The following is a 23776-nucleotide window of genomic DNA, read 5'->3' as shown; positions in this document are numbered from 1 at the left end:
TCCATGTCTAACAGGGCGCTCCGACACCCGCTCGGCCCGCGTCGGTGAAGGCCTCCCCGTCCAGCACGGGGACGACCTCGCTGGCGTCGACCATGGCCGCGACGACCACGTCGTCGGCGAAGCCGGCGGCCGCCAGCTCGCGCCCGCCGGCGCAGTCGTGGAGGTCGGTCGGCAACCGCGCCCCGGACCAGGCGTGGGTCGCGGCCCGGGCCTCCGGGCTCAGCCCCTCCACCCCGAGACCGACCAGGCCGGACAGGATCGCGCCCGCACCCCACAGGTCCTCGACGCACGGTCGCAGGGTGCCGTCGGGCCACCGCTCCCCTGCCGGTACGACGACGCACGTCGCGCCGTCGCGCAGCAGCGGCGCGAGGAGGGCGGCGACCGCCGAGGCGTTGCGCAGCGACCCGGCCACGACCCGGGCCCCGGTACCGGCCAGGGCAACGGTGATGGTCGACCCGTTGGGCGACGGCAGCACGATCCGGCCCACACCGGTCACCTCGGTCATCGCCGCCGGCGACAGGCTCACGCTGCCCTCCTGCTCGCGCGCCTCGAGACGACCGACCGCCAGCAGCGCGTCGCGGGACGCGGCGTACGCACGGGCCCGTTCGTCGCGCCAGCCGAACGGCAGAACCTCGATGCCCTGCCCGACCGCGACGGTCACCGTCGTGGTGAAGGACAGCACGTCGACGACGACCGCGACGTCCGCGGGGACGAGGGCCGCGCCGACGGGTCCCCACTCGCAGCGGACGGCGTACGCGCCCTGGTCGTGCCCCGGCTTGATCACCGGCCCATTCAACAACCCGCCGACGAGGCCGGCCGCAGGAGCATCACTCGCCGCGGTTCTTGATCGGCACGACCACGACCGGGCACGGCGAGTGCCGCACCACCTGGTCGGCCGTCGAGCCGGTCAGCAGCCCACGGAAGCCGCCCGCGCCGCGCCGGCCGACCACGAGCATCTCGGCACCGACCGCGGCCTCGAGGAGCTTGGCCGACGACTGGCCGTGGGCGGCGTGGAGCTCGACGGTGCAGTCCGGGTGCAGGTGCAGGGCCTCGACGTCGCGGGCAAGCTGCTCGAGCACCGCCTCCTCGAAGTCCTTCTCCGGCGGGACGAAGCCGGGCTCCATCGTCTTCGGCCGCGGGGCGTTGGTGAGCACCCAGGCCCGCATCACGTGGAGGGGCACCCCGAGCCGGGCGGCATGGCCCGCGGCCCAGGTCACCGCCTCGCTGGAGGATTTCGACCCGTCATGACCCACGAGGATCCCGCCATCGATGCTGACCGCTGCTCCCATGGCCCGAGGGTAGACCCGTCCGCGGGTGCGGGGAATCGCCTCGATGCCGTATCACCGGCCGACGGCGCGTCTCTTTACCTGGTGAGCCGGTGTCACGGGGGCGCCGTGGTCGAGGGGAGCACCACATGTCCATGAGCGATCTGGTCCTCGAGGGCGGGGGCGTCAAGGGTGCCGGCCTGGCGGGGGCGGTGCACGTGCTCGCGGACCACTACGACTTCCACCGGGTGGCCGGCACGTCCGCGGGCGCCATCGTGGCCTCGCTGGTCGCCGCGGGCCTCGGGGACCGGGTGGAGGAGCTGACCATCGACACGGACTTCGCGACCTTCCTCGATGAAGGGCCCTACGGCCGTCTCCTCGGCCCCCTCGGCAACGGCCTCGACCTGCTCACCGGTGAGGGCGTCCACCGCGGCCGGAGCCTGCACCGCTGGATCCAGGAGACGCTGGCCGACGCAGGCGTGTGGTCCTGGGGGGACCTGCGCCTGCCCGGCACCACGTCGCGGACCCCGATCGAGCACCGCTACCGGCTCGTCGTCATCGTCTCGGACGTCTCCCGCGGCCGGATGCTGCGCCTGCCGTGGGACTACGAGCGCCTGCTCGGCTGCTCCCCGGACGGCATGCCGGTCGCCGACGCGGTCCGTGCCTCCGCGTCCATCCCGTTCTTCTTCCGGCCCTGGCGCCTGCCGGTCGACCCGGCCCTGACCGGCGGCCGCACCGAGCTGGTGCTCACCGACGGGGGGATGCTGTCCAACTTCCCGATCGGCCTCTTCGACGACGAGCCCGACCACCCGACCCTCGGGATCCGGCTGTCGGCGGGGCTCCCGCTGTCGGAGGAGCGCTGGTACGACGCCGACGACCCGATGGCGCTGGCCCGGGCCCTGGTCGCCACCATGACCAACGCCCACGACCGGGTGGTCGAGGAGCGCCCGTCGGTGGTGTCGCGCACCGTCTTCGTCGACACCGGAGAGGTGCGCTCGACAGACTTCCGGCTCTCGGCCGGGACCAAGCGCGAGCTCTTCGACAACGGCGTCGGGGCCGCGACGGCGTTCCTCGATCGCTGGGACTTCGACGCGTGGCGCCGGGAGCACGGCTCCCCCCTCGTCGCGGGGGGAGCCGCCTGACTCACCAGATGCGGACGCGCTGGTCCGGCTCGACCCAGAGGGCGTCGCCGTCCGAGGTCTCGAAGACCTCGTGGAACTCGTCGAGGTTGCGCACGATGTTGGCGCGGAACTCCGGCGGCGAGTGCGGGTCGATCGTGAGGTACTGCTGCTCCTGCTCCTTGCGCCGCTTGGTGCGCCAGACGTAGGCCCAGTTGAGGAAGACCTTGCGGCGGTCCTCGACGGACGCCTCGCCACCCTCGGCGATCACGAACGCCTTGTGGCCGATGGTCAGCCCACCGAGGTCGCCGATGTTCTCGCCGACGGTCAGGGCCCCGTTGACCTTCTCGCCCGGCAGCGCGCGCGGCTCGAAGTCGTCGTACTGCTCGATGAGGGCCTTGGACTTGACCTCGAAGGCGGCCTTGTCGTCGGCGGTCCACCAGTCGTTGAGGTTGCCGGCGCCGTCGTACTGCGCGCCCTGGTCGTCGAAGCCGTGGCCGATCTCGTGGCCGATCACCGCGCCGATGCCGCCGTAGTTCTCCGCGGGGTGGGCGTCGGGGCTGAAGAACGGCTTCTGGAGGATGCCCGCCGGGAAGCAGATCTCGTTGGTGCCGGGGTTGTAGTAGGCGTTGACGGTCTGCGGCAGCATGAACCACTCGTCGCGGTCGACCGGCGAGCCGATCTTGGCGAGCTCGCGGTCGGTCTCGTACGCCGCGGAGGCGGCGACGTTGCCCATCAGGTCACCGGGGGTGACCCGCAGGTTGCTGTAGTCGCGGAACTTCTCCGGGTAGCCGATCTTGGGCCGGAAGGTGTCGAGCTTGTCGTAGGCCCGCTGCTTGGTCTCCTCGGTCATCCAGTCCAGCGCCTCGATGGAGACGCGGTAGGCCTGCAGCAGGTTGGCCACGAGGTCGTCCATCATCGCCTTGGACTCCGGCGGGAAGTGGCGGTCGACGTAGACCCGGCCGACGGCCTCGCCGATGGCCCCCTCGACCAGCGCGACGCCACGCTTCCACCGCTCGCGCAGCTCGGGCGTGCCGTTGAGGGTGCGGCCGTAGAAGTCGAAGTTGGTCTGCACGAAGGCGTCGGGCAGGTAGGGCGCCGCGGAGCGCAGCACGTGGAACAGCAGCCACGGACGCCACTGCTCGATGTCGACCTCCTCGAGCACCGTGGAGAGGTGCGCGAGGTAGGACGGCTGCCGGACGCACGACTCGGCGATCGTCTCGGCGCTGCCGCCGAGGTTGGTGGCGTAGGCCTCCCAGTCGAAGGCCGGCGCCAGCGCCTGGAGCTCCTCGAGGGTCATCAGGTTGTAGGTCTTCTGGACGTCGCGGGTCTCGGCGCGCTCCCAGTGCCCCTTGGCCAGGCGGGTGTCGAGGTCGAGGACCGTCTGCGCCGCGGCGGCGGGATCAGCATGGCCGCCCAGCTCGAGCAGGCGGGTGAGGTAGCCGACGTACGCCTCGCGGATCTCGGCGAACTTGTCGTCGCGGTAGTAGCTCTCGTCGGGCAGGCCCAGGCCGCCCTGGGTGATGTGGAACAGGTAGCGGTCGGAGTTGCGGTCGTCGGTGTCGATGTAGGACCCGAAGAGACCGGCGCCGCCGATGCGCTCGAACTCACCGAGGAACGCCGCCAGGTCGCGCACGTCGCGCAGCCCCTCGACGGCGTTGACCAGCGGCTGGATCGGGCGGGTCCCGAGCCGGTCGATCGCCTCCTCGTCCATGAACGAGGCGTAGAGGTCACCGATCTTGCGGGCCTCCTCGTCGAGCTCGTCGGCCGGCGTCTCGGCGAGCGAGGTGATGATGTCGCGCACCTGCTGCTCGGCGACGTCGGCGAGCTGGACGAAGGGGCCCCAGCTCGACCGGTCGCTGGGGATCTCGGTCTCGTCGAGCCAACGCCCGTTGACGTGGCCGAACAGGTCGTCCTGGGGACGGATGTCAGGGTTCATGCCCGGGCGGGCGTCGTCGAGGATGCTCACGGACCCGACCCTAACCGGCACCACCCACAGTGGTCAGCCGGCAGGGCCGGCACCCTGTGTCAGCGCACCCGTACGACGCTCTTGCCGAGCGTGCGCCGCTCGTCCATGTCGACGAGCGCACGACCGAAGTCCTCGAGGGTGTACGTCGCACCGACCGGCGGCTTCACGACGCCGCCCTCGATCATCGGCACCAGCTCGGCCCACTGCTGCTGCATGAAGTCCTGGCGGGTCATCGCGTAGGCGCCCCACCCGACGCCACGGACGTCGATGTTGTTGAGGAGCAGCCGGTTGACCTTGACCTCCGGGATACCCTGGCCGGCGGCGAAGCCGACCACGAGGAGCCGCCCCTGCTCGGTCAGGCAGCGCAGCGAGTCGGTGAAGAGGTCACCGCCCACCACGTCCAGCACGATGTCCACGCCCCTGCCCCCGGTGAGCTCCTTGACCCGGTCCTTGAAGCCCTCGACCAGCACGGCCTCGTCGGCACCGGCACGACGGGCCACGTCGGCCTTCTCCTCGGTGCTGACGACGGCGATGGTGCGGGCGCCGTACCCCTTCGCGACCTGGATCGTCGCGGTCCCGACGCCGCCGGCGGCCCCGTGCACCAGCACGGTGTCGCCCTCCTTGATCGAGCCGCGGTCCTTGAGCGCGAACTGGGCGGTGAGGTAGTTCATCGGCAGCGCCGCCCCCTCGTCGTACGACGAGACGTCGGGCAGCGGGAAGGTCCAGGCCTTCGGCGAGGCCACCCGCTCGGCCGCGTTGCCCCAGCCGGCGACGCCCGCGACGCGCTGGCCCACGACGAGGTCGCTGCTGCCCGGGTCGAGCACCTCGCCGGCGAAGTCGACGCCGAGGTTGAAGGGCGGCTCGGGCTTCATCTGGTACTCCCCGCGGCTCAGCAGCAGGTCGGGGAAGGAGACACCGACGCTGTGCACCTCGACCAGCACGTCGTCGGGTCCGGGGGTGGGCTCGGGCACGTCGTTGACGACGACGTCGAGCGGACCGGTGGGCGTGACGACCTGGGCTGCGCGCATGTCGAGGAGGCTAGCGTCCGGGCGCGGCCCGGTGGTCGAGCGGCGTCGGGACCTTGACCTCGAGTGCACGTGAGCACCGAGCATCGCCGGATGAGCAACAAATGCGTGGCCCGGTGTCGGTGCCGCCCGTCAGAATGTGCGACATGCCGGACCCGCTGATCGACCAGCTCCAGGACACGGTCGGCGACCAGGGGGTCGGCCGGAGCCTGCCGCGCGCCCTCACGCCCTTCCGCACGCCCGCCTACCGCTGGCTCGCCCTCGCCCTGGCGGCCAGCTCGTTCGCCAGCGGCGTGTGGCTGGTGGCGCTGATCTGGGAGGTGATCCGCCTCGGCGGCGGTCCCGCCCAGCTCTCCACGGTGATGACCGCCAGCGCCGTCGGCGTGCTCGTGCCCGCGCTGCTCGCGGGCGTGGTGGCCGACCGGATCCCGCAGAAGACCATCCTGCTCGCCGTCGCGCTCGTCGAGCTCGTCGGCATGGCGCTGGTCGCGTTCCTCTCCAGCACCGACACCAGCACCCTGTGGATGCTCGCGTCCGTCACCTTCGTGACCGGGATGGGCATGGCCTTCTACTACCCGGCCTACTCCGCCTGGCTGCCCGCACTGATCCCCGAGTCCGACCTCCAGGCCGTCAACGGCTTCGAGGGCATGGTCCGCCCGACGATCGGGCAGGCCATCGGACCGGCCGTGGCCGGCGCCGTCGTCGCCGCTGCCTCGCCCGGGGCGGCGTTCACCGTCGCCGCCGTGTCGTCGGCGGTCGCCCTCGTCGTCCTGACCAAGGTCCCGTCCACACCCGTACGCCGCAAGCTCGACGCTGTGCACGCGGGTCACCCGGTGCGGGCGGCGTTCGCCGACATGCGCGAGGGCTTCGTCTACATGGTGCGCACGCCGTGGCTGCTGGCCACGCTGCTCTTCGCCTCCCTGATGATCCTGGTGATGATGGGGCCGCTCGAGGTGCTCATCGCCTTCCTCGTCAAGGACCGCCTCGGTGGCGGACCGAGCGACCACTCCTACGTCCTGGCCGCCTTCGGCATCGGCGGGGCGCTCGGCTCGCTGGTGATGGCCTCGGTCCCGATGCCACGGCGCTACCTCACGGTGATGAACCTCGGGTGGGGCCTGGGCGCGCTGCCCTTCGTCGTCATCGGACTGGCGGAGTCGGTGTGGGTGGTCATCGCTGCCTCCTTCGTGATGGGGGCGATGTTCTCCTTCCCCATGGTCATCTGGGGGACGCTGCTCCAGCGCCGGGTGCCGTCCCACCTGCTCGGCCGGGTCGCCTCGCTCGACTTCTTCGTCAGCGTCTCCCTCATGCCGGTGTCCATGGCGCTGGCCGGTCCCGTCGCCGACGCGATCGGGCTCCGCAACACCTTCTTCATCGCCGGGCTGGTCCCGGTCGTGGTGGCGGTCGTCGCGATCCTCTGGGCGCGGCTGCCCGCGGACGAGATCGCGCACCCGTTGCGCGACTGAGCCTGCGCGGCGCTCCGCGGTCCCTACTCCGGGTCGACGATCGCGTTCATCTCGAAGTGCATCGGGTCGGTGTAGCCCCAGTCGCCGCCCCATCCGAAGCCCCACCGCTTGAAGATGCTCACCACGTCCCGGTCGATCTCGCCGACGGTCCCGCGTTGGTTGCCCGGCACGTTGATGTCGAAGGCGATCCCGAAGGAGTGCAGCGAGAGCTGTTGGGAGCCGGCGATGAAGCGCGGGTAGAAGCACCCGGCGTACTCCTCAACGTTGATCTCGTCGGCGAGACCGCGCTGCTCGATCTCGAGCAGGGCCGCCCGCAGCTGCGGGAAGACGACCCGGTGGCAGGTCATCGAGCCGAGGATCGGGACGGGCTCGGTGCGAATGTTGGCGTCGACCCACGACTGCTCCGGGGCGATGCGGCCAGCCCCGAGCACGGTGTAGCGGAACGTGCCGACCGCGTCGGCGACCGAGCCACCGGTGAGCACGGCGGTCTGCGTGGCACCGGGGTCGAGGTTGGGGCCGAGGATGGTCACCGACGCGTCGTCGCCGACGAGCCGGACGAGGTCTTTGCGCACGTCGCGAGGCGAATGGATGCCGGTGTAGACGAGGAGGGCGTTGCCGGTCTCGATACCGAGCTCCTGGCCCCACTTCTCGTTGACCACCGCGTCGACCTGGGGCACCTGCGGGGCGAACGCCCCGATGTGGACGCGGGCGGCGTCCTTGTCGTTGCCGAGCTTGAGGTAGCCGTTGGCGTCCTGGAGGCGACGCCCGAGCGCCTTGTCGATGGCCAGCTCGCCACCGGCCACCCGGTCCCAGATCTCCTGCAGCTCGGCGGCCTCCCGCACCGCGTAGTTGCGGTAGGTCGCCGGATCGACCGCCGCGACCGTGATGACACCGTTCTGCACTCCGAAGTCACCCAGGGAGATCCGCTCGACCCGGTCCACCCGCCGGTTGCCGGTGATGCGCTCCACGAGCTCGTCGCTGAGCGGCTCCTTGGAGTAGATCCGCAGGTCCGGCCCGACCAGCGTGCCGGTGCGCTTCCCGGGCGGGTCGACGGCGTGCTCCGGGTCGGCGACCGGGCTGGCGGTGGAGCCGTCGCCCCGGTCGTCAGACCCGCCGTCGTCGACGGGCTCGGGCACTGAGGTCGCCGACGACTCCGGCTCACCCGCCGATCCGACGGGGTCGTCGCTGCACGCCGTGGCCAGGGCGAGGGAGAACAGCGTGGCGACCGCCATTGCGCGCAGGCGTCGTGCTCGCGTCATCTCTCCCCCTCTCTGGAGCCCAGCGTAGGCACAGGATCCACGACGCGTCGGTGCTTGCTGGCCGGTCAGCTCGGCATCCGCGCCGGGATGGTCAGCCACGAGACGAGCCCGCCGAGGGCGAGGAGCGCGGCACAGACGATCATCGCCGAGCCGTACGCCGAGTCCAGCGCGACCGGGTCGGCGTACGCGTCACCGCTGAGCCCGAGGGCGACCGGGAACGCGGCGACAGCGATGAGCGACCCGGCGCGGGCGATCGCGTTGTTGATCCCGCTGGCGATGCCGGCGTTGTCGTCGGGGGCGGCGGCCAGCACGGTCGCGGTGAGCGGGGCGACCATCAGCGCGAGGCCAAGGCCGAAGACGGTCAGCCCGGGGAAAACGTCGACCCAGTAGTCGACGTCGTCACCCACCCCGAGGAGGAGCAGCGTCCCGACCGCCATCACCACCGGCCCCACGGTCATCGGGATCCGGGGCCCGATCCGGGCGCCCAGCGCACCGCCTCGTGCGGCGAGGAGGAGCATGCACACGGTGATCGGCAAGGTGGCGACCCCGGCCCCGAGTGCGCCGTACCCGCTGACCGTCTGGAGCTGGAGGACGAGGAAGAACAGCACGGCGCCGAGGGCCGCGTAGACGAGGAAGGTCATCGCGTTGCTCGCGCTGAAGGTGCGGTCGCGGAAGAGCTCCGGCGGCATCATCGGGAACTCCTCCCTCCGCTCCAGGGCCACGAAGGCGACGGCGGCGATGATGCCGGCCGCGGCGGCCCAGGGCGCGCCCCGCCCGCCCCACTCGATCAGCGCGTACGTCGTCCCGGCCAGCGCGAGCGAGGCGAGCACTGCCCCGGTGTAGTCGAAGGTGGTCGGCGCGTGGGGGTCCTTCGTCTCCGGCACCGAGCGCATCGCGATCACCACGGTGATGACAGCGAGCGGGAGGTTGATGAGGAAGATCCACCGCCAGCTCGCGTGGTCGATCAGGACGCCCCCCACGAAGGGGCCGATCGCCGACGCCACCCCGCCGAGGCCGGACCAGGCCCCGATCGCCCGCGCCCGGTCCCTCGGCCCGAACGAGCCCTGGATCATCGCCAGGCTGCCCGGCGTGAGCAGCGCGCCGCCGACGCCCTGCAGGATCCGCGCGGCGATGAGGACCTCGGCGGTGGGCGCGAGACCGCACAGCAGGCTGGCCGCGGCGAAGAGCACCGTGCCGAGCACGAACATCCGGCGCCGGCCGAAGCGGTCACCGAGCGAGCCGCCGATCAGGATCAGGGAGGCGAGCATCATCAGGTAGCCGTTGTTGATCCACTGCAGCTGCGCCAGCGAGGCGTCGAGGTCCTCCCCGATCGTCCGCAGCGCGACGTTGACCACCGAGCCGTCGAGCCAGGTCATCCCCGAGCCGAGGCTGGCGGCCGCGATCACGGCGCGCGCACGCGGCGTACCCCACCCGATCGGATCCGCGCCCACGACGAGCAGGCTAGGGCAACGGGGTCATGGAGGGGTCGCTCCGGCCCTAGGATCCGGGGTCGTGAGGACACGTTCGACCGAGCTGCGGCTCGCCGCCCACGTCGACCGGCTGGGCGAGGAGCACCCGCCGATCGAGCTCGACTCGGTCGACTGGACCGTCCACGACCCGGCCGCCCTCTCCGCGCGCTTCGGCCACGTCCTCGACTACATGGCGCGCGTCGAGCTCGAGGTCGACCGCAACGTCCTCGAGCTGGTCGCGATGCTGCCCGACCCGCCGGAGGTCGACCGGCGCTTCTACGCCGACGTGTGGCAGCCGCAGGAGATCCAGCACGGCCTGATCCTCGACGAGCTGCAGATCCGGCTCGGCCGTCCGCCCGCGACGCCGGACCTCGACACCGTCTCCGCCAAGCTGCGGGTGCTCGGCGTGCTGGGCCACCTCGACCGGGTCCAGGACGTCACCCGGATGCTCTACTACCTCACCGGCATGGCCACGGAGCGCTCCGCGGTGCTGGCCTACAACCTGCTACACGATGGCGTCGTCGAGATGGGCGAGACGGCCGTCGCGGAGACCGTCGTGGCGCCGATCCGCCGCCAGGAGCCCGGTCACTACGCGTTCTACAAGATGTCGGCGATCGGGCTCGCCGAGCAGCTCGCGCCCTGGCAGCGCTGGCTCGTACGCCGCCTGCGCCAGCTGTCCTTCGCCCCGGTCGGCGCCAACGACGCGACCCAGCGGGCCGACTTCGGGGACGTGATGGAGACCCTGGGGATCACCGACGACCTCGAGGACTTCACCGAGACGATCGCCCGCGTCGAGCGCGAGCTGCTGTGGGCGCAGGCCGACGGGATGCGGGTCCCGCCCTACGTCCTCGCGGCCTTCCGCGACGCCGCCGCGCTGGCCGCCGAGCGCCGCACGGCCTGAACGCGACCGTCGGACGGCTGGGGCTCAGCCGCCGAGCACCTGCCGGGCCATCCAGGCGAGGTCGGCGGCGGTCTGCTCCGCCGAGCCCGACGGCTGCATGATGTGGCTCAGCACCACCCGGACCACCATGTCGATCGCCGGCGCCAGCCGGTGCGGCGCCAGGTCGAGGTCGAAGGCCTGCACCCGCTCCTCGATGACGGTCTTGGCGGTCGCGAGCAGGGTCCCCGCGTGGGTGGTCAGCAGCGGGAGCAGCTCGGTGTCGGCGCCGTGCGTGGCACTCACGACCGCCTTGAGCAGGGCGTTGTCCTGGGCCAGGACCAGCACGTCGTACGCCGCCGCCTCGATCGCCGCCGAGATGTCACCGGGGTGCCGCTCGAAGGCCCCGTCGACCACCGTGAGGAACCGGTCGAGCTCGCCCAGGATCATCGCCTCGGCCAGCGCGTCCTTGGTCCCGATCTCGTTGTAGACGGTCTGCCGACTGACGCCGGCCGCCTCGGCGAGGCGGGCCATCGTCACCTTGGCCCACCCCACGTCGGTGGTCATCACGACGGCGGCGGTCACGATCCGTTCGCGCAGGGTGGGCACGCGAGGGGTCGACATGGCGCCGAGTCTAGGCAGGCGCGTGCGGGGCGGCTCCGCTCAGTCGGCGAGCAGTGGGTCGCACCTCATCGGGCCACCGCCCGGCTCGGGTCGCACGGCACGAAGTCGGCCTTGTCGCGGACCCCGCAGTCGGGGCAGGTCCAGTCGGCCGGGACGTCGGCCCAGGCAGTGCCCGCGGCGAAGCCCTCGTGCTCGTCGCCGGCGGCGACCTCGTAGGTGTAGGAGCAACCGGGGCAACGGGCGGCCAGCACTTCCTCGACGAGGCCGGGCGTCTCGTCCTCCCGCTCGTCGACGACGGCGACCGACAGGGCGCCGTACCTCCGGAGGTAGCGCTCGCGCCGGCCCGGGCTGATGTTGGCGCGGGTCACGTCGCCGCCGAAGTGCGCGACCACGCGGGGGTCCATGACCCGGCGCCAGACGGGCGGGACGATGGCCAGCACGATCATCCCGGCGTAGCCGGTGGGCAGCACCGGCGACTCCTCGAAGTCGCGCAGCGCCTGGTAGCGCCGGGTCGGGTTGGCGTGGTGGTCGCTGTGCCGCTGGAGGTGGTAGAGCAGCACGTTGGTGGCGATGTTGTTGGAGTTCCAGCTGTGGCTGGGCAGCACCCGCTCGTAGCGCCGGCGTTCACCCACGCCGACCTTCTGCCGCAGCATCCCGTAGTGCTCCATGTAGTTGACGACCTCGAGCAGCGAGAAGCCGACCACCGCCTGGAGGACGAGGTACGGCGCGACGCCGGGGCCCAGCCAGGCCACCAGGCCGCCCCACAGCACCGCCGTCATCAGCCAGGCGTTGAGCACGTCGTTGCCGAGGCGGAAGGGGTGCTGCTTCCTGCGGGCGTAGCGGCGCTTCTCCAGGCGCCAGGCGGACCGCAGGGAGCCGAGGACCGTGCGCGGCCAGAACCGGTAGAAGCTCTCGCCCAGCCGGCTGCTCGCCGGGTCCTCGGGGGTGGCGACGCGGACGTGGTGGCCGCGGTTGTGCTCGATGTAGAAGTGGCCGTAGGCGACCTGGGCCAGCGCGATCTTGGACAGCCAGCGCTCGTTGGCCTCCTTCTTGTGGCCGAGCTCGTGGGCGGTGTTGATGCCGATCCCGCCGATGCAGCCGATCGAGACGGCCATGCCGACCTGGTCGAGCACGCCCATCCCGCCGATGACCTCGGGGTGCGCGAGCAGGTAGAACGCGCCGACGAACCCGGCGTACTGGATGGGCAGGAAGAGGTAGGTGATCCAGCGGTAGTAGCGGTCGTTCTCCAGCGCCTCGATGACGTCGTCCGGCGGGTTGGCGCGGTCGAGCCCGACGACCAGGTCGATGGCGGGGACGACGCCGAGGATGACGATCGGGCCGAGCCAGAACCACACCCCCCACCCGGTGAGCTGGTGCAGGCCGATGCCGAGGAACGCCAGGCTGGGCACCACCAGCCCGATCAGCCACAGGTAGCGCTTCTTGTCGGTCCAGCCGTCGGTGGAGCCCGAGGGGACCGTGCCACTGAGCGAGTGCTCGAGGCTCATGGCCAACACCTTCCGTCAGGGGAACGCCGTCGTTCCGGGGGTTTACAGGACCATAGGGTTTGTAAACCTCGTTGACAAGAGGGTGCCTTTTGTAAACCTGTCCCTCACCCCCAGATGATGCCGGCGTCCCGCCAGGTGTCGTCCCAGTCGTCGTCCGAGCAGGGCGTGACCTCGTCGCTGCGGTTCCAGAGGGTCAGGTAGAGCGCCACGGCGGAGCCCCGGAGCAGCGAGTCCCCGTCGGGGCGCGCGGCGGGGTCGACGCGGGTGGTCACCGCGGGCGTCGGGCCCACGTCCAGGGTCCAGGCCACGCCTCCGTCCTCGGGGAGCACGACGATGCGGTGCGGCTCGGGCGACCGCAAGCGGGAGCGCGGCCGGGTGACGAAGCCGGTGAGCAGCTCGTCGATGCCGTCGAGGGCGACCTCCTCGGCGATCCAGCCGGCGTCCGCGGCCCGCGGGAGGCGACCGAGCTGGGCCGCCAGCGCGTCCACGGCGTGGATCGTCGTCTCGTGGCACTGCCGTCGCGCCCAGAACTCTCGCGGCGCAGGCGCGTCGTGGAGGAACACCGGCGCGACGAGGTCGTCGGGCGCGCGGACCAGTGCGGTGACGAGGTCGATCGCGCCGTCACCCAGCCAGTCGAGCGGGTCGGCTGCGTCGATCCCCTCCTGCTCGAGGGCGTCGGGGTCCGCGGGCAGGCCCTGGATCGTGGCGACCGCCCAGCGGTGCACCATCCCCTGGTGGGCGACGAGCCGCCGGACGCTCCAGTCGGGCGTGGTCGGGACGGGCGCGCGCAGCCCGGCGCGATCGGCGTACCGCACGAGGGCGACCATCGCCTCCCGCAGCCCCTCGAGGTGGCGCGGGACGCCGAGGCGGGGTCGTGCGGACGAGTTCGTCATGTCGCCACGGTGACAGAGGACGGGACGCGTCCGCTCGTGGTTTTCGCTGTCCCCACCGGCCCCTAGCGTGGGCGCCATGACCGACATCCTGCTGTTCCCCTCCGTCCTCGGCGTCCGCACCGGGATCACCGACACCGCCGACCGCCTGCGCGCCGCCGGGCACCGGGTGGAGGTGGTCGACGTCCTCGACGGCACGACCTTCGACTCCTACGAGCCGGCCCTCGAGCGGGCCCGCGCCGACGGCGCGACCAACGAGGCCACCGCTCTCGAGCGCTCCCGGGTGGTCGAGGGCCCCTTCGTCGCCGTCGGCTTCTCGTCCGGTGCCGCGCTGGCGATGTACGTCGCGACGCAGCGCCCCGACGACGTCCGCGGCGTCGTGGCCATGGGCGGCGCCATGCCGACGAAGTACCTCGGCGACGGCACGACCCCCTGGCCCTCCGGCGTGCCCACCCAGGAGCACATGGGCGCCCACGACGACTTCGACGACGGTCCCGAGGTGCGCGCCGAGTTCGTCGCGGACGTCGAGAAGGCCGGGGCGACGCCCGAGCTCTTCCGGTACGACGGCGGCGGCCACCTCTTCAACGAGCCGGGCCTGCCCGCCGAGCACGACCCGACGGCGGCCGAGGAGTTCTACGCCCGCCTGCTGGCCTTCGTCGCCGGCTGAAGCCCCGGCCACCGACCGTCGCACCAGGGGTCGACTGGTCGCCGGGGACGCCCTGCGGCAGGGTGGACCCATGAGCAACGACCCCTTCGGCATCGACTTCGGCGGCACCGGCATCAAGGGAGCCCCGGTCGACCTCGACGCCGGCGACTTCGCCGGGGAGCGCTTCAAGATCTCCACGCCCAAGCCGGCGACCCCCGAGGCCGTGGCGCAGGTGTTCCGCGACCTCGTCGACCACTTCCCCGCCTCGACCTCGCCCGTCGGCGTCACCGTGCCCGCGGTCGTCCGCCACGGCATGGTCTCCTCGGCCGCCAACATCGACCCGTCCTGGATCGGCACCGACGCCGACGCCGTCTTCACCGAGGCGTTGGGCCGCGAGGTGCACGTCGTCAACGACGCGGACGCAGCCGGCCTGGCCGAGGTCGAGTACGGCGCAGCGCGCGGCCGCAGCGGACTGGTCATCGTCACCACCCTCGGCACCGGCATCGGCTCGGCGCTCATCCACGACGACGTGCTCGTGCCCAACTCCGAGCTCGGGCACCTCGAGATCGAGGGGTACGACGCGGAGTCCCGGGCGGCCAACAGCGCCCGCGAGAAGGAGGAGCTCTCCTGGGAGGACTGGGCCGAGCGCCTCACGACCTACTACCGGACGGTCGAGCGGCTCTTCTCCCCCGAGCTGATCGTGGTCGGCGGCGGGGTCAGCAAGAGCTTCGACAAGTTCGGGCACCTCATCGACATCGAGACCGAGATCGTCCCGGCCAAGCTCCGCAACAAGGCCGGCATCATCGGCGCCGCCCTGGTCGCGACCCGGGCCGCGCACGGCGCCTGAGGATCAGGCCACGGGATAGGGCGTCAGCAGCTGGTCGACGGGGGCGAGCTCGTCGGTCAGCACCACGGCGCCGTCCACCCACGCCCGCAGGTCGCGACCGGTGATCACCCGCCAGTCGGTGCCGCGCTCGTCGAGCCGGTCCTGCCAGGCCGCGGTGTCCAGCGGGCGGTCCGAGGCGAGGGCCACGAGGTTGCCGCCCGCCGCCGCCGTGCGTCCGACGGTGTCCGCGTCGGCGGCCAGGGCCACGTGGTCGAAGGTCGAGGCGAGGGTCGCCAGCTCGGCCCGCGCAAAGCCGAGCGACCCGTGGTCGATCAGGTTGGCGACGTACACCCCGTCGTCGCGCAGCACCCGGTCCACCTCGGCGACGGCCTCGCGGGTGGCGAGGTGCCACGGCGCGCTGACCCCGCCGAAGGCGTCGCCCACGACCAGGTCGCGGGTGTCGTCCCCGAGCCGGCCGAGCCCGAGGCGACCGTCCTCGACGCGCACCTCGATGTCCGGCGACAGGTCCACGCCCACGCGCGTGACGGCGGCGTCCACGACACCACGGTCGATCTCCGAGACGAGGCTGCTCGAGCCCGGCCGGACGGCGTCGAGGTAGCGCGGCACGGTCAGCGCCCCGGCGCCCAGGTGGTAGGCGTCGACGGCGTCCTGCCCGGGGAGCGCCGTGTCCACGGCCGACGCGATGGCCTGCACGTAGGCGAACTCGAGGTGCGTGGCGTCGTCGAGGTCGACGTACGAGTGCCGCAGGCCGTCGAGCACCAGCACCCGGCCGGACTCCCGCTCGGGGTCCTGCTCGACCACCACGCAGTGGTACGTCGTCTCGGCGTCGCAGCCGCCCGGGCCGACCGCCCCGCCGAGCCCGCCCAGCGCCACCAGCACGAGCGAGGCCCCAGCCGCCCCGCGCACCAGCCGGAGCCGCGCCTCGACCGCCACGGCGGCGACCACCAGCGCCAGACCGAGGCCGACCATGATGCCGGTCACCGGGACCCGGGAGACGAGGACGAAGCCGGTGACCACGGTGCCGACCACCGCGCCCGCGGTGCCGATGCCCGACAGCCGGCCGACGACCGTGCCGGTCTCGGCGATGCTGGAGAGCCGCAGCTTGGTCACCGCCGGGGTGACGGCCGAGAGCAGGGCGCCGGGCACGAAGAGCGTCAGCCCGGCCGCGAGCAGGAGCATCGAGCCGTCGGCCGACTCGGCCGCGAGCCGCACGAGGAACGGCGTGGCGGCCACCGTCACCCCGGACACGAGCAGCAGCGGCCCGATCAGGCGCCGGGCCGGCACCAGGTCGGCCAGCCGACCGCCCCACCACGACCCGACGGCGATCGCGGTGAGCGCGACCCCGATGACGACGGTGTTGGTCTCGAGGGTGAGCCCGAGGTACGGCGCGAGCAGGCGCAGCGCCACCAGCTCGACGACGAGGACCGCGGCCGAGGAGCCGAAGACGAGCGCCGCCGCGGCGGGGCCGCCCATCGTGGACGGGGCGGGGGGCGGGGCGGGGGGCGCGACGGTCGGGTCGGGTGCCGGGTCGCCGTCGCTCATGGGCCGATCATGACAAGCGGGGTCACGGGGCCGGGTCGGCAGGCGGCTCGGTGACCGCGCGGAACGCCTCGAGGGCGCCCCGCAGGTAGCGCTCGACGACCGCCCGCTCATCGGCGTCGAACGACGCGTCGAGCCGCTGCAGTGACATGAACATCGGCATCAGCCGCCGGAGCACCTCCTCGCGTCCCGACGGGGTGACCGTGACCTGCGTGCGACGCCGGTCCCCCTCGTGGGGCTCGCGGGTGACGTGCCCGTGGCTGGCCAGGCGGTCGACGATGCCGGTGCCGGCGGCGGTGCTCACCTCGAGGAGCCGGGACAGCTCCGCGGGGCCGAGCGGGCCTCGCACGAGGTGCTCGAGGGCGCCGAGCTCCGACTCGCTGAGGCCGGCCTGCCTCGCCACGATCGGACGCATCCGGGCTGCCGCGTCGGAGAACTCGCGGAGCGCCTCGAGGCTGCCGGTCTGCTCCCACGCGTCGGCGAACGCGGTCGCCGGCGCGGTGGCGGGCGCAGCGTCGGCGGGCGCCTCGGCACCACCGACCCGGGGGTCCGGCGTCGTGTTCATGCTTGGTCTTTCACCTACTTAGCGACTAAGGTACTGAACGATTATTCCACACCCGCCCCCGCCAGGAGCCCGTCATGTCCACCTCCACCCTTCCACGCGACCGCGCGGACGAGGACCAGCAGCGCATCTCGCCGCTGCTGCGCCGTCGTACGGCGTGGCTCGTCGCCCTGCTCCCCCTGCTGATCGCCGTGGCTCTCATCGTGGGCATGGGCGAGGGCAGCCGCGAGCGCACCAGCCTGGACAACCTGCCCGAGGGGTACGACAGCACGCTCGGCACCGAGCTGCGCGACGCACTCCCCGACGAGGACGCCCCGGTGGCGGTGGTGCTCTGGACCAGCGACGACGGCGAGCTCAGCCCTGAGGCGATCGCCGACCTCGGCCGTCAGGCGGAGGCGCTCGGTGCCGTGCCCGCCGGACCGACCGGCCCCGTGACGGTGGCCGAGGACGGCACCGCCGCGATCGCGGTGGTGCCCGTCGAGTCCACCTCGGCCACCGACAACTCCGACCAGGTCACCGATCTCCGCGACACCCTCGAGGCCGACCGGCCTGACGGGGTCACCAGCCAGGTCACCGGCCCGGCCGCCGTCGAGGCCGACCTGGCCGCCGTCTTCGAGGGCGCGGACACCAACCTGCTGCTGGTCACCGCCGGCGTGGTGGCGCTGCTCCTGCTCATCACCTACCGCAGCCCGGTCCTGTGGCTCATCCCGCTCACCGTCGTCGGCATCGCCGACCGCCTCGCCGCCGTGACCGCGACGCAGGTGATGGCCGTGCTCGACGTCGCGTGGGACGAGTCCACCGTCGGGATCCTGTCCGTGCTCGTGTTCGGAGCAGGCACCGACTACGCACTGCTCCTCATCTCCCGCTACCGCGACGAGCTCAAGACCCACGAGTCCCGGTACGTCGCGATGAGCGTCGCCGTGCGGCGTACGGCCGAGGCCGTGCTCTCCAGCTCCACCACCGTCGTCCTCGGCCTCCTCACCCTGCTGCTGTCGGTGGTGCCCACCACCCGCGGTCTCGGCCTGGCCTGTGCGATCGGCGTGGTGATCGCGGCGGCCTTCGTCCTGCTCGTGCTCCCCGCGGCCCTGGTGCTCTTCGGCCGGTGGGTCTTCTGGCCGCGCGTCCCGCACGTCGGGGACCCGGCCCTGGTCGACACCGACTCGCTGTGGCACAAGGTCGGCGCCCGCGTCGCCAAGCGGCCGGCCGCGTTCGTCACCGGCACGCTGGTGGTCCTGGCGATCATGTCGATCGGCGTCTTCCGGATCGACACCGGCCTCGACCAGGCCGACCAGTTCCTCGTCGAGCCCGAGGCGATCTCCGCCTCCGAGCGCCTCGCGGAGTCCTTCCCGGCCGGCGTCTCCGACCCGGCCCAGGTGCTCAGCCGGGACGACGGCGAGGAGGTGCTCGCCGCGGTCGAGTCCGTGGACGGCGTCGGGACCGCCGCGATCACCCAGCAGGGCGACGGCATCACCCAGATCGACGCCGTGCTCACCGCCGAGCCCGGCACCGACGAGTCCCGGGCGACGATCACCGACATCCGCGACGAGGTCGCCCCCTTCGAGGACACCCACGTCACCGGCACGGAGGCGACCTTCATCGACCAGGGCGAGAGCGCCCAGCGGGACCGGCAGGTGATCCTCCCGCTGATCCTGCTGCTCGTCCTCGGCGCGCTGTTCCTGCTGCTGCGGGCCGTCGTGGCGCCCCTGCTGCTCGTCGCGACCGTGCTGGCGACGTACGCCGCGAGCATGGGCGTCGCCTGGTGGCTCTTCACCGGACCGCTCGGCTTCGAGGCCCTCGACTCCGGCGTGCCGCTGCTGGCGTTCCTGTTCCTGGTGGCGCTGGGCGTCGACTACAACATCTTCCTGGTGACCCGGGCTCGCGAGGAGGCGGCGGTGCACGGCTCCCGTCAGGGCATGCTGCGGGCGCTCACCGCGACCGGCGGCGTGATCACCAGCGCGGGCATCCTGCTCGCGGCGGTGTTCGCCGTGCTCGGCGTGCTGCCGCTGGTCGTGCTCGCCCAGCTGGGCACGGTGATCTGCATCGGCGTGCTGCTCGACACCCTGGTGGTCCGCACCGTGCTGGTGCCGGCGCTCGCGCTCACGCTCGGCGACCGCTTCTGGTGGCCGCGCTCGGTCGGGCCGGCCCCCCGGGCCTGATCCGGGACGCCGACCCGTGGGGTCGGGTCAGCGTTGGCGCTGGCCCGACACCGCGGCGTAGAAGTCGCTCGACTCCCGCTTCCACAGCAGGAAGACGATCACGGCCCCGAGCACGAGGTTGGCCAGCCCCAGGAGCGTGCTGACCAGCGGCTGGGGCTGGGTGAAGGAGAAGAGGAAGGACGCGGCCGAGAGCCCGAACAGGATCGACGAGACGATCCTCGCCCAGCTGCGACCCCGACCGTTGGCCCAGGCCATCCACAGCCACAGCGCCGCCCCGACCAGGCCGAAGAAGATCGCGAACGCCACACCGACCGCGACAGCCGCGTCGAGGGTGGTGCCCGTGAGCTCGGTGCCCTGCTCGGACAGCGACCGCTCGGCCTCGTCCCGGATCTGGTCGATCAGGAAGAAGGTCGACAGCAGGCTCACCAGCGAGAGCACGGCACCGGCGCGCATCAGGAGCACCGCGGTGCGGATCGACGCGGGCTGCTCCGCCGGGACGGGCGGTGCGCCGTACGACGCCCCCGGCTGGCCGTAGCCGGGCTGCTGCCCGTAGTCGGGCTGGCCGTACGCGGGCTGCTGGCCGTAGTCCGGCTGGCCGTACGGGGACTGTCCCGGTGCCGGTGGCTGCTGGCCGCCGTACGGGTCCTGTCCGTCGGGCGTGCTGGTGCCGTCGTTGCTCATCTGCGTCTCCCCCTTCGTGCGACGACCGGTCGGCCGTCACGAGGTGAAGCCTAGTGAACGTCGGCGCTCAGGACTCCTGGTGGCTGATCGCCGCGGCGACCTTCTTGGCGACGTCGGGGTGGAAGACGCTGGGGATGATGAAGGAGGCGTTGAGCTCCTCGTCGGTGACGACGAGGGCGATCGCCTCGGCCGCCCGCAGCAGCATGTCGGTGGTGACGTGGTCGGCGCGGGCGTCCAGCAGACCGCGGAAGACGCCCGGGAAGGCCAGCACGTTGTTGATCTGGTTGGGGTAGTCGGAGCGGCCGCTGGCCACCACGGCCGCCCGCTTGCCGGCCTCGGCCGGGTCGACCTCGGGGTCGGGATTGGCCAGCGCGAAGACGATCGCGTCGTCGGCCATGTCGTCGATCCACTCGGGCGCCAGGATGCCCGGCGCGCTCACCCCGATGAAGACGTCGGCGTCCACGAGCACGTCGTGGAGGCCGCCGGTGGCGCGGCGCGGGTTGGTCGCCGCCGCGAGCTCGAGGTGGGCGGGCGACAGGGTGGCGTCGTCGGCCGAGAGGGCGCCCTCGCGGTCCACGACGACGACGTCGCCCGCCCCGGCGGCGAGCAGGAGGGTCACGATCGCGGTGCCGGCGGCACCGGCGCCCGAGACGACGATGCGCACGTCACCGAGCGACTTCTTGACGCAGCGCAGCGCGTTGGTGAGCGCCGCGAGCACCACGATGGCCGTGCCGTGCTGGTCGTCGTGGAAGACCGGGATGTCGAGCGACTCGCGCAACCGGCGCTCGATCTCGAAGCAGCGCGGGGCAGCGATGTCCTCGAGGTTGATGCCACCGAAGCCAGGGGCGATCATCTCGACCGCGCGCACGATCTCGTCGGTGTCCTGGGTGGCCAGGCAGATGGGCCAGGCGTCGATGTCGGCGAAGCGCTTGAAGAGCGCGGCCTTGCCCTCCATCACCGGCAGGGCGGCGCCGGGACCGATGTTGCCGAGCCCGAGCACGGCCGACCCGTCGGTCACCACGGCGACCGAGTTGCCCTTGATGGTGAGCCGGCGCACGTCCTCGGGGTTGTCGTGGATCGCCATGCTGACCCGCCCGACGCCCGGCGTGTAGGCCATCGAGAGGTCGTCGCGGGTGCGCAGCGGGACCTTCGACTCCACCGAGATCTTGCCGCCGATGTGCAGGAGGAAGGTCCGGTCGCTGACCTTGTGGACCACGACGCCGTCGAGGCCCTCGACCTTGGCGACGAGCTCCTTGGAGTGGCCCTCGTCGGAGGCCGAGCAGGTGACGTCGACGACGAGGCGGTCGTGCCGCGACTCGGTGACGTCGATGGCGGTGACGACCCCGCCGCCCTCGGCGATCGTCGTGGCGACGGTCCCCACGACGCCGTGGTCGGGCGCGGTGTGCAACCGCATGGTGATCGAGTACGACGAAGCGGTGGCGGCCATGGGACGACCCTCCCCCGCTGCGGAGGTTACGGGCAAGTCACCTACGTGGCGTGAGACAGGCGTGTGTGCGACGCCTCAGAGGACCCGCTCGATGTCGGAGGTGATCTTCTCCGGCTTGGTGGTGGGGCCGAAGCGGTCGATCACGGCGCCGTCGCGGCCGATGAGGAACTTGGTGAAGTTCCACTTGATCTTGCCGCCCAGCAGCCCCGACTTCTCCTTGCGCAGCCACGCGAAGAGCGGGTGCGCCTCGTCGCCGTTGACGTCGACCTTGGCGAACAGCGGGAAGTCGACCCCGAAGTTGCGCTCGCAGAACGACGAGATCTCCTCGTCGGTGCCGGGCTCCTGGCCGCCGAACTGGTCGCACGGGAAGCCGAGGACGGTGAAGCCGCGCTCGCCGTACGTGTCCTGCAGCTCCTGCAGCCCCTTGTACTGGGGGGTGAAGCCGCACTGGGAGGCGGTGTTCACGACGAGCACCACCTTTCCCTCGTACGACGCGAGGTCGGTCTCGGTGCCGTCGATGCCGGTGGCCTTGAAGTCGCCCAGGGAGGTCATGCCCGTCCTTCGGAGTGGGGGGTGGATCGGATGGGTGGGGTGCTCACGCCTCGGGCCGGGGTCCGGGCTCCGGTTCTGGCCCCGGTCCCGGCTCCGCGTCCTTGCGACCCAGCACGCGGACCCTCCAGACCAGCACGAGCACGGCGACCAGGATCGCGTCGAAGAGCAGCGTGCTCCACAGCCCCACCCAGCTGCGCACCTCGCCGGAGACCGTGTGTCGCGACGGTGAGCCCTCGAGGACGCGGACGGTGATCGACCCGCTCTCCTCGGCGGCCGTCCAGGTGGCGCGGTCGACCTCGCCCGCCCACGTGCCCTGCTCGGGGTCGACGTCCTCGGGGAAGCGGTAGCTCACCCACCAGCGCGGCTCCTCCGGCGTACCGAGGTTGCGGGCGGCCGTGACCTCGGCGGTCACGTCGGTGCCGGCGCTCTCGACGCGGAGGTTGGTCCACGTGGCCAGGGCCAGCGGCAGGTTGACCATCAGCACCACGAAGGCGAGGACGGCGACGTTCTTGGCGCGGCGCCGGTCGGCGAGCAACCCCTTCAGCCACTCCACGGCACGGCCTCGGCGGTCGGCGGGAGGACGGCGTCGGTCGCGACGGCTGGTCCGGACATGTCGACCAGTATCGGCGAGGGGGGTTTGCGGGCCGTCCCCCGGTGGCACAAGGCACCTGACGCGACCACCACGAGGGGACACCCATGACGCACCGATCTCGCCTGGGAGGCATGGCGCTCGTCGCCGTGCTCGCCCTGGTCCTCACCAGTCTCGCCGCCTCGCCGGCCACCGCCGCCGGCAAGCGCACCCAGGGCAAGGTGTCCTACGGCACCACCTCCTGGACGGCCGGCACCTCCGGCTACGCCATCAAGGGCAAGGCCTCGGGGCCCCGGCGCAAGGTCGCCCTCCAGGTGAAGTGGGCAGACGGCTGGCACACGATCGACAAGACCCGCACCAAGCGCAAGGGCAAGTACCGCTTCACCGGCTCCTTCGACTGGTACGGCGCACACAAGCTGCGCGTGCTGGTCCCGCGGAAGAAGAGCTTCCGGGCCAAGACGTTCAAGGCGAAGAAGTTCTCCGTCGCCGTGCCGTGGACGCCGCGCGGCGCCACCACGTCGTACCTCCCGTTCTCAGACCGCGGCCTCACCTTCCGCTGGAACCCGTGCGAGACCGTGAAGTACCGCATCAACCCCGGCCTCGGCGGCCCCGGCGCGGTCCCGGTCACCCAGCAGGCGATGGAGCTGCTCGAGCGGGCGACCGGCTTCAAGAGCAAGTACGTCGGCACCACGACCGCCGTCCCCATCCGCGGCGACCGCCACCCGCGCGGCACCGACCTCGTCATCGCGTGGTCGCACCAGGACCTCGACCCCCGCCTCGTCGGCGCGGTCGGCGTCGGCGGCACCGGCCCCTCGCCGGTCGCGCAGTTCAAGAAGGGCAAGAAGCCGACCTGGCGGATCAAGACCCCCGGCGTCACCATGAACATGGCGTACGGCGCGGAGTACCCCATGACGATGGACGACCCGGGCCACGAGACCATGGGCCTGGTGCTCATCCACGAGCTCGGTCACGCGTTCGGCCTCGACCACTTCGCCGACGACATCCAGGTCATGCACCCGGGCAACCGCTCGCCCGCGGTGGGCGGCTACTACTCCCGCTACGAGGCCGGCGACCTCGCCGGGCTCCGCAAGCTGGGTGCCTCCAAGGGCTGCCTGACCAAGTACCGCGGCCGCTTCCAGGCCCGGACCGGCGGTCCGGTCCTCACCGGCGGCGTCGTCTCGCCCGGTCGCGAGGTCGTCGACCTGGTCGAGGAGCACGCGGCCCACTGACCCCCGCGGTGGCGGCGGACGACACGGGATGCTCGGGTCCCGGCGTCGTCCGCCGCCACTGTGG

General features: G+C 72.2%; 22 protein-coding genes. 7 read left to right on the top strand and 15 right to left on the bottom strand.

The features are described 5' to 3' along the window. Positions 1 to 7: 7 nt before the first annotated feature. Both DAE25_RS11045 and DAE25_RS11040 read right to left on the bottom strand, forming a co-directional pair. A complete protein-coding gene (locus DAE25_RS11045; protein ID WP_234410977.1) occupies positions 8 to 784 on the bottom strand; it encodes a 2-phosphosulfolactate phosphatase in 777 nt (258 codons plus the stop codon). Between the two features lie 43 nt (positions 785 to 827). Next, positions 828 to 1289, bottom strand: a complete 462-nt coding sequence (locus DAE25_RS11040; RefSeq protein WP_107766238.1) for a universal stress protein — start codon at positions 1287 to 1289, stop codon at positions 828 to 830. Positions 1290 to 1414: 125 nt separating this feature from the next. On the opposite strand from DAE25_RS11040, the gene DAE25_RS11035 reads away from it, so the two are divergent. Next, positions 1415 to 2407, top strand: a complete 993-nt coding sequence (locus DAE25_RS11035; protein WP_107766237.1) for a patatin-like phospholipase family protein — start codon at positions 1415 to 1417, stop codon at positions 2405 to 2407. 1 nt (position 2408) lies between these two features. On the opposite strand, the gene DAE25_RS11030 is transcribed toward DAE25_RS11035, so the two are convergent. Both DAE25_RS11030 and DAE25_RS11025 read right to left on the bottom strand, forming a co-directional pair. Beyond that, on the bottom strand, positions 2409 to 4352 hold the full coding sequence (locus DAE25_RS11030; RefSeq protein ID WP_107766236.1) for a M13 family metallopeptidase: 1944 nt from the start codon (positions 4350 to 4352) through the stop codon (positions 2409 to 2411). Between the two features lie 59 nt (positions 4353 to 4411). Further along, positions 4412 to 5380 carry an NADPH:quinone oxidoreductase family protein gene (locus tag DAE25_RS11025; protein ID WP_107766235.1) on the bottom strand — a complete coding sequence of 323 codons (969 nt, stop codon included), beginning with the start codon at positions 5378 to 5380 and terminating at the stop codon, positions 4412 to 4414. A gap of 143 nt (positions 5381 to 5523) precedes the next feature. On the opposite strand from DAE25_RS11025, the gene DAE25_RS11020 reads away from it, so the two are divergent. Further along, positions 5524 to 6840, top strand: a complete 1317-nt coding sequence (locus DAE25_RS11020) for an MFS transporter (protein WP_199907538.1) — start codon at positions 5524 to 5526, stop codon at positions 6838 to 6840. Positions 6841 to 6863: 23 nt separating this feature from the next. On the opposite strand, the gene DAE25_RS11015 is transcribed toward DAE25_RS11020, so the two are convergent. After that, complete coding sequence (locus DAE25_RS11015; protein ID WP_107766233.1) at positions 6864 to 8099, bottom strand: M15 family metallopeptidase; 1236 nt, start codon at positions 8097 to 8099, stop codon at positions 6864 to 6866. Positions 8100 to 8164: 65 nt separating this feature from the next. Continuing rightward, positions 8165 to 9550 (bottom strand): MFS transporter, encoded by a 1386-nt coding sequence (locus tag DAE25_RS11010; protein ID WP_199907537.1) that lies wholly within the window; start codon positions 9548 to 9550, stop codon positions 8165 to 8167. 61 nt (positions 9551 to 9611) lie between these two features. On the opposite strand from DAE25_RS11010, the gene DAE25_RS11005 reads away from it, so the two are divergent. After that, a complete protein-coding gene (locus DAE25_RS11005; protein WP_107766231.1) occupies positions 9612 to 10469 on the top strand; it encodes a GTP-binding protein LepA in 858 nt (285 codons plus the stop codon). A 24-nt stretch (positions 10470 to 10493) separates the two neighbouring features. Here DAE25_RS11005 and DAE25_RS11000 read toward each other — a convergent pair whose 3' ends face one another. The 3 genes from DAE25_RS11000 to DAE25_RS10990 all read right to left on the bottom strand — a co-directional run bounded on the left by DAE25_RS11000 (position 10494) and on the right by DAE25_RS10990 (position 13467). Continuing rightward, positions 10494 to 11069, bottom strand: a complete 576-nt coding sequence (locus tag DAE25_RS11000) for a TetR/AcrR family transcriptional regulator (RefSeq protein WP_107766230.1) — start codon at positions 11067 to 11069, stop codon at positions 10494 to 10496. Between the two features lie 65 nt (positions 11070 to 11134). Further along, positions 11135 to 12574, bottom strand: a complete 1440-nt coding sequence (locus DAE25_RS24130; RefSeq protein ID WP_107766229.1) for a fatty acid desaturase — start codon at positions 12572 to 12574, stop codon at positions 11135 to 11137. Positions 12575 to 12678: 104 nt separating this feature from the next. Continuing rightward, on the bottom strand, positions 12679 to 13467 hold the full coding sequence (locus DAE25_RS10990) for a maleylpyruvate isomerase family mycothiol-dependent enzyme (protein WP_107766228.1): 789 nt from the start codon (positions 13465 to 13467) through the stop codon (positions 12679 to 12681). Positions 13468 to 13543: 76 nt separating this feature from the next. Here DAE25_RS10990 and DAE25_RS10985 point away from each other — a divergent pair, with 76 nt between their 5' ends. Both DAE25_RS10985 and ppgK read left to right on the top strand, forming a co-directional pair. Then, complete coding sequence (locus DAE25_RS10985; RefSeq protein WP_107766227.1) at positions 13544 to 14131, top strand: dienelactone hydrolase family protein; 588 nt, start codon at positions 13544 to 13546, stop codon at positions 14129 to 14131. A gap of 70 nt (positions 14132 to 14201) precedes the next feature. After that, positions 14202 to 14957, top strand: a complete 756-nt coding sequence (gene ppgK, locus DAE25_RS10980; RefSeq protein WP_107766226.1) for a polyphosphate--glucose phosphotransferase — start codon at positions 14202 to 14204, stop codon at positions 14955 to 14957. A gap of 3 nt (positions 14958 to 14960) precedes the next feature. Here the strand turns inward: ppgK and DAE25_RS10975 are convergent, their stop codons facing one another. After that, on the bottom strand, positions 14961 to 16499 hold the full coding sequence (locus DAE25_RS10975; RefSeq protein ID WP_234410976.1) for a fused MFS/spermidine synthase: 1539 nt from the start codon (positions 16497 to 16499) through the stop codon (positions 14961 to 14963). A gap of 22 nt (positions 16500 to 16521) precedes the next feature. Then, positions 16522 to 17061: a MarR family winged helix-turn-helix transcriptional regulator gene (locus DAE25_RS10970; RefSeq protein WP_107766225.1), complete on the bottom strand. Its 540-nt coding sequence runs from the start codon at positions 17059 to 17061 to the stop codon at positions 16522 to 16524. A gap of 74 nt (positions 17062 to 17135) precedes the next feature. On the opposite strand from DAE25_RS10970, the gene DAE25_RS10965 reads away from it, so the two are divergent. Further along, positions 17136 to 19214, top strand: coding sequence for an MMPL family transporter (locus DAE25_RS10965; RefSeq protein ID WP_107766224.1), 2079 nt, complete (start codon positions 17136 to 17138; stop codon positions 19212 to 19214). Between the two features lie 27 nt (positions 19215 to 19241). Here the strand turns inward: DAE25_RS10965 and DAE25_RS23875 are convergent, their stop codons facing one another. The 4 genes from DAE25_RS23875 to DAE25_RS10945 all read right to left on the bottom strand — a co-directional run bounded on the left by DAE25_RS23875 (position 19242) and on the right by DAE25_RS10945 (position 22447). Further along, positions 19242 to 19895, bottom strand: a complete 654-nt coding sequence (locus DAE25_RS23875; RefSeq protein WP_107766223.1) for a DUF3824 domain-containing protein — start codon at positions 19893 to 19895, stop codon at positions 19242 to 19244. Positions 19896 to 19962: 67 nt separating this feature from the next. After that, positions 19963 to 21342 (bottom strand): NAD-dependent malic enzyme, encoded by a 1380-nt coding sequence (locus tag DAE25_RS10955; RefSeq protein ID WP_107766222.1) that lies wholly within the window; start codon positions 21340 to 21342, stop codon positions 19963 to 19965. A gap of 75 nt (positions 21343 to 21417) precedes the next feature. Further along, positions 21418 to 21894 (bottom strand): glutathione peroxidase, encoded by a 477-nt coding sequence (locus tag DAE25_RS10950; protein ID WP_107766221.1) that lies wholly within the window; start codon positions 21892 to 21894, stop codon positions 21418 to 21420. A 43-nt stretch (positions 21895 to 21937) separates the two neighbouring features. After that, positions 21938 to 22447: a hypothetical protein gene (locus DAE25_RS10945; protein ID WP_107766220.1), complete on the bottom strand. Its 510-nt coding sequence runs from the start codon at positions 22445 to 22447 to the stop codon at positions 21938 to 21940. A 143-nt stretch (positions 22448 to 22590) separates the two neighbouring features. On the opposite strand from DAE25_RS10945, the gene DAE25_RS10940 reads away from it, so the two are divergent. Then, positions 22591 to 23712 carry a zinc metalloprotease gene (locus DAE25_RS10940; protein WP_159083681.1) on the top strand — a complete coding sequence of 374 codons (1122 nt, stop codon included), beginning with the start codon at positions 22591 to 22593 and terminating at the stop codon, positions 23710 to 23712. Positions 23713 to 23776 lie beyond the last annotated feature (64 nt).

This window comes from Nocardioides terrigena, from assembly GCF_003047265.1.
Lineage (GTDB): Bacteria > Actinomycetota > Actinomycetes > Propionibacteriales > Nocardioidaceae > Nocardioides > Nocardioides terrigena.
Note: the sequence above shows the minus strand (reverse complement) of the source record. Positions and strands in the feature narration are given on the sequence as shown.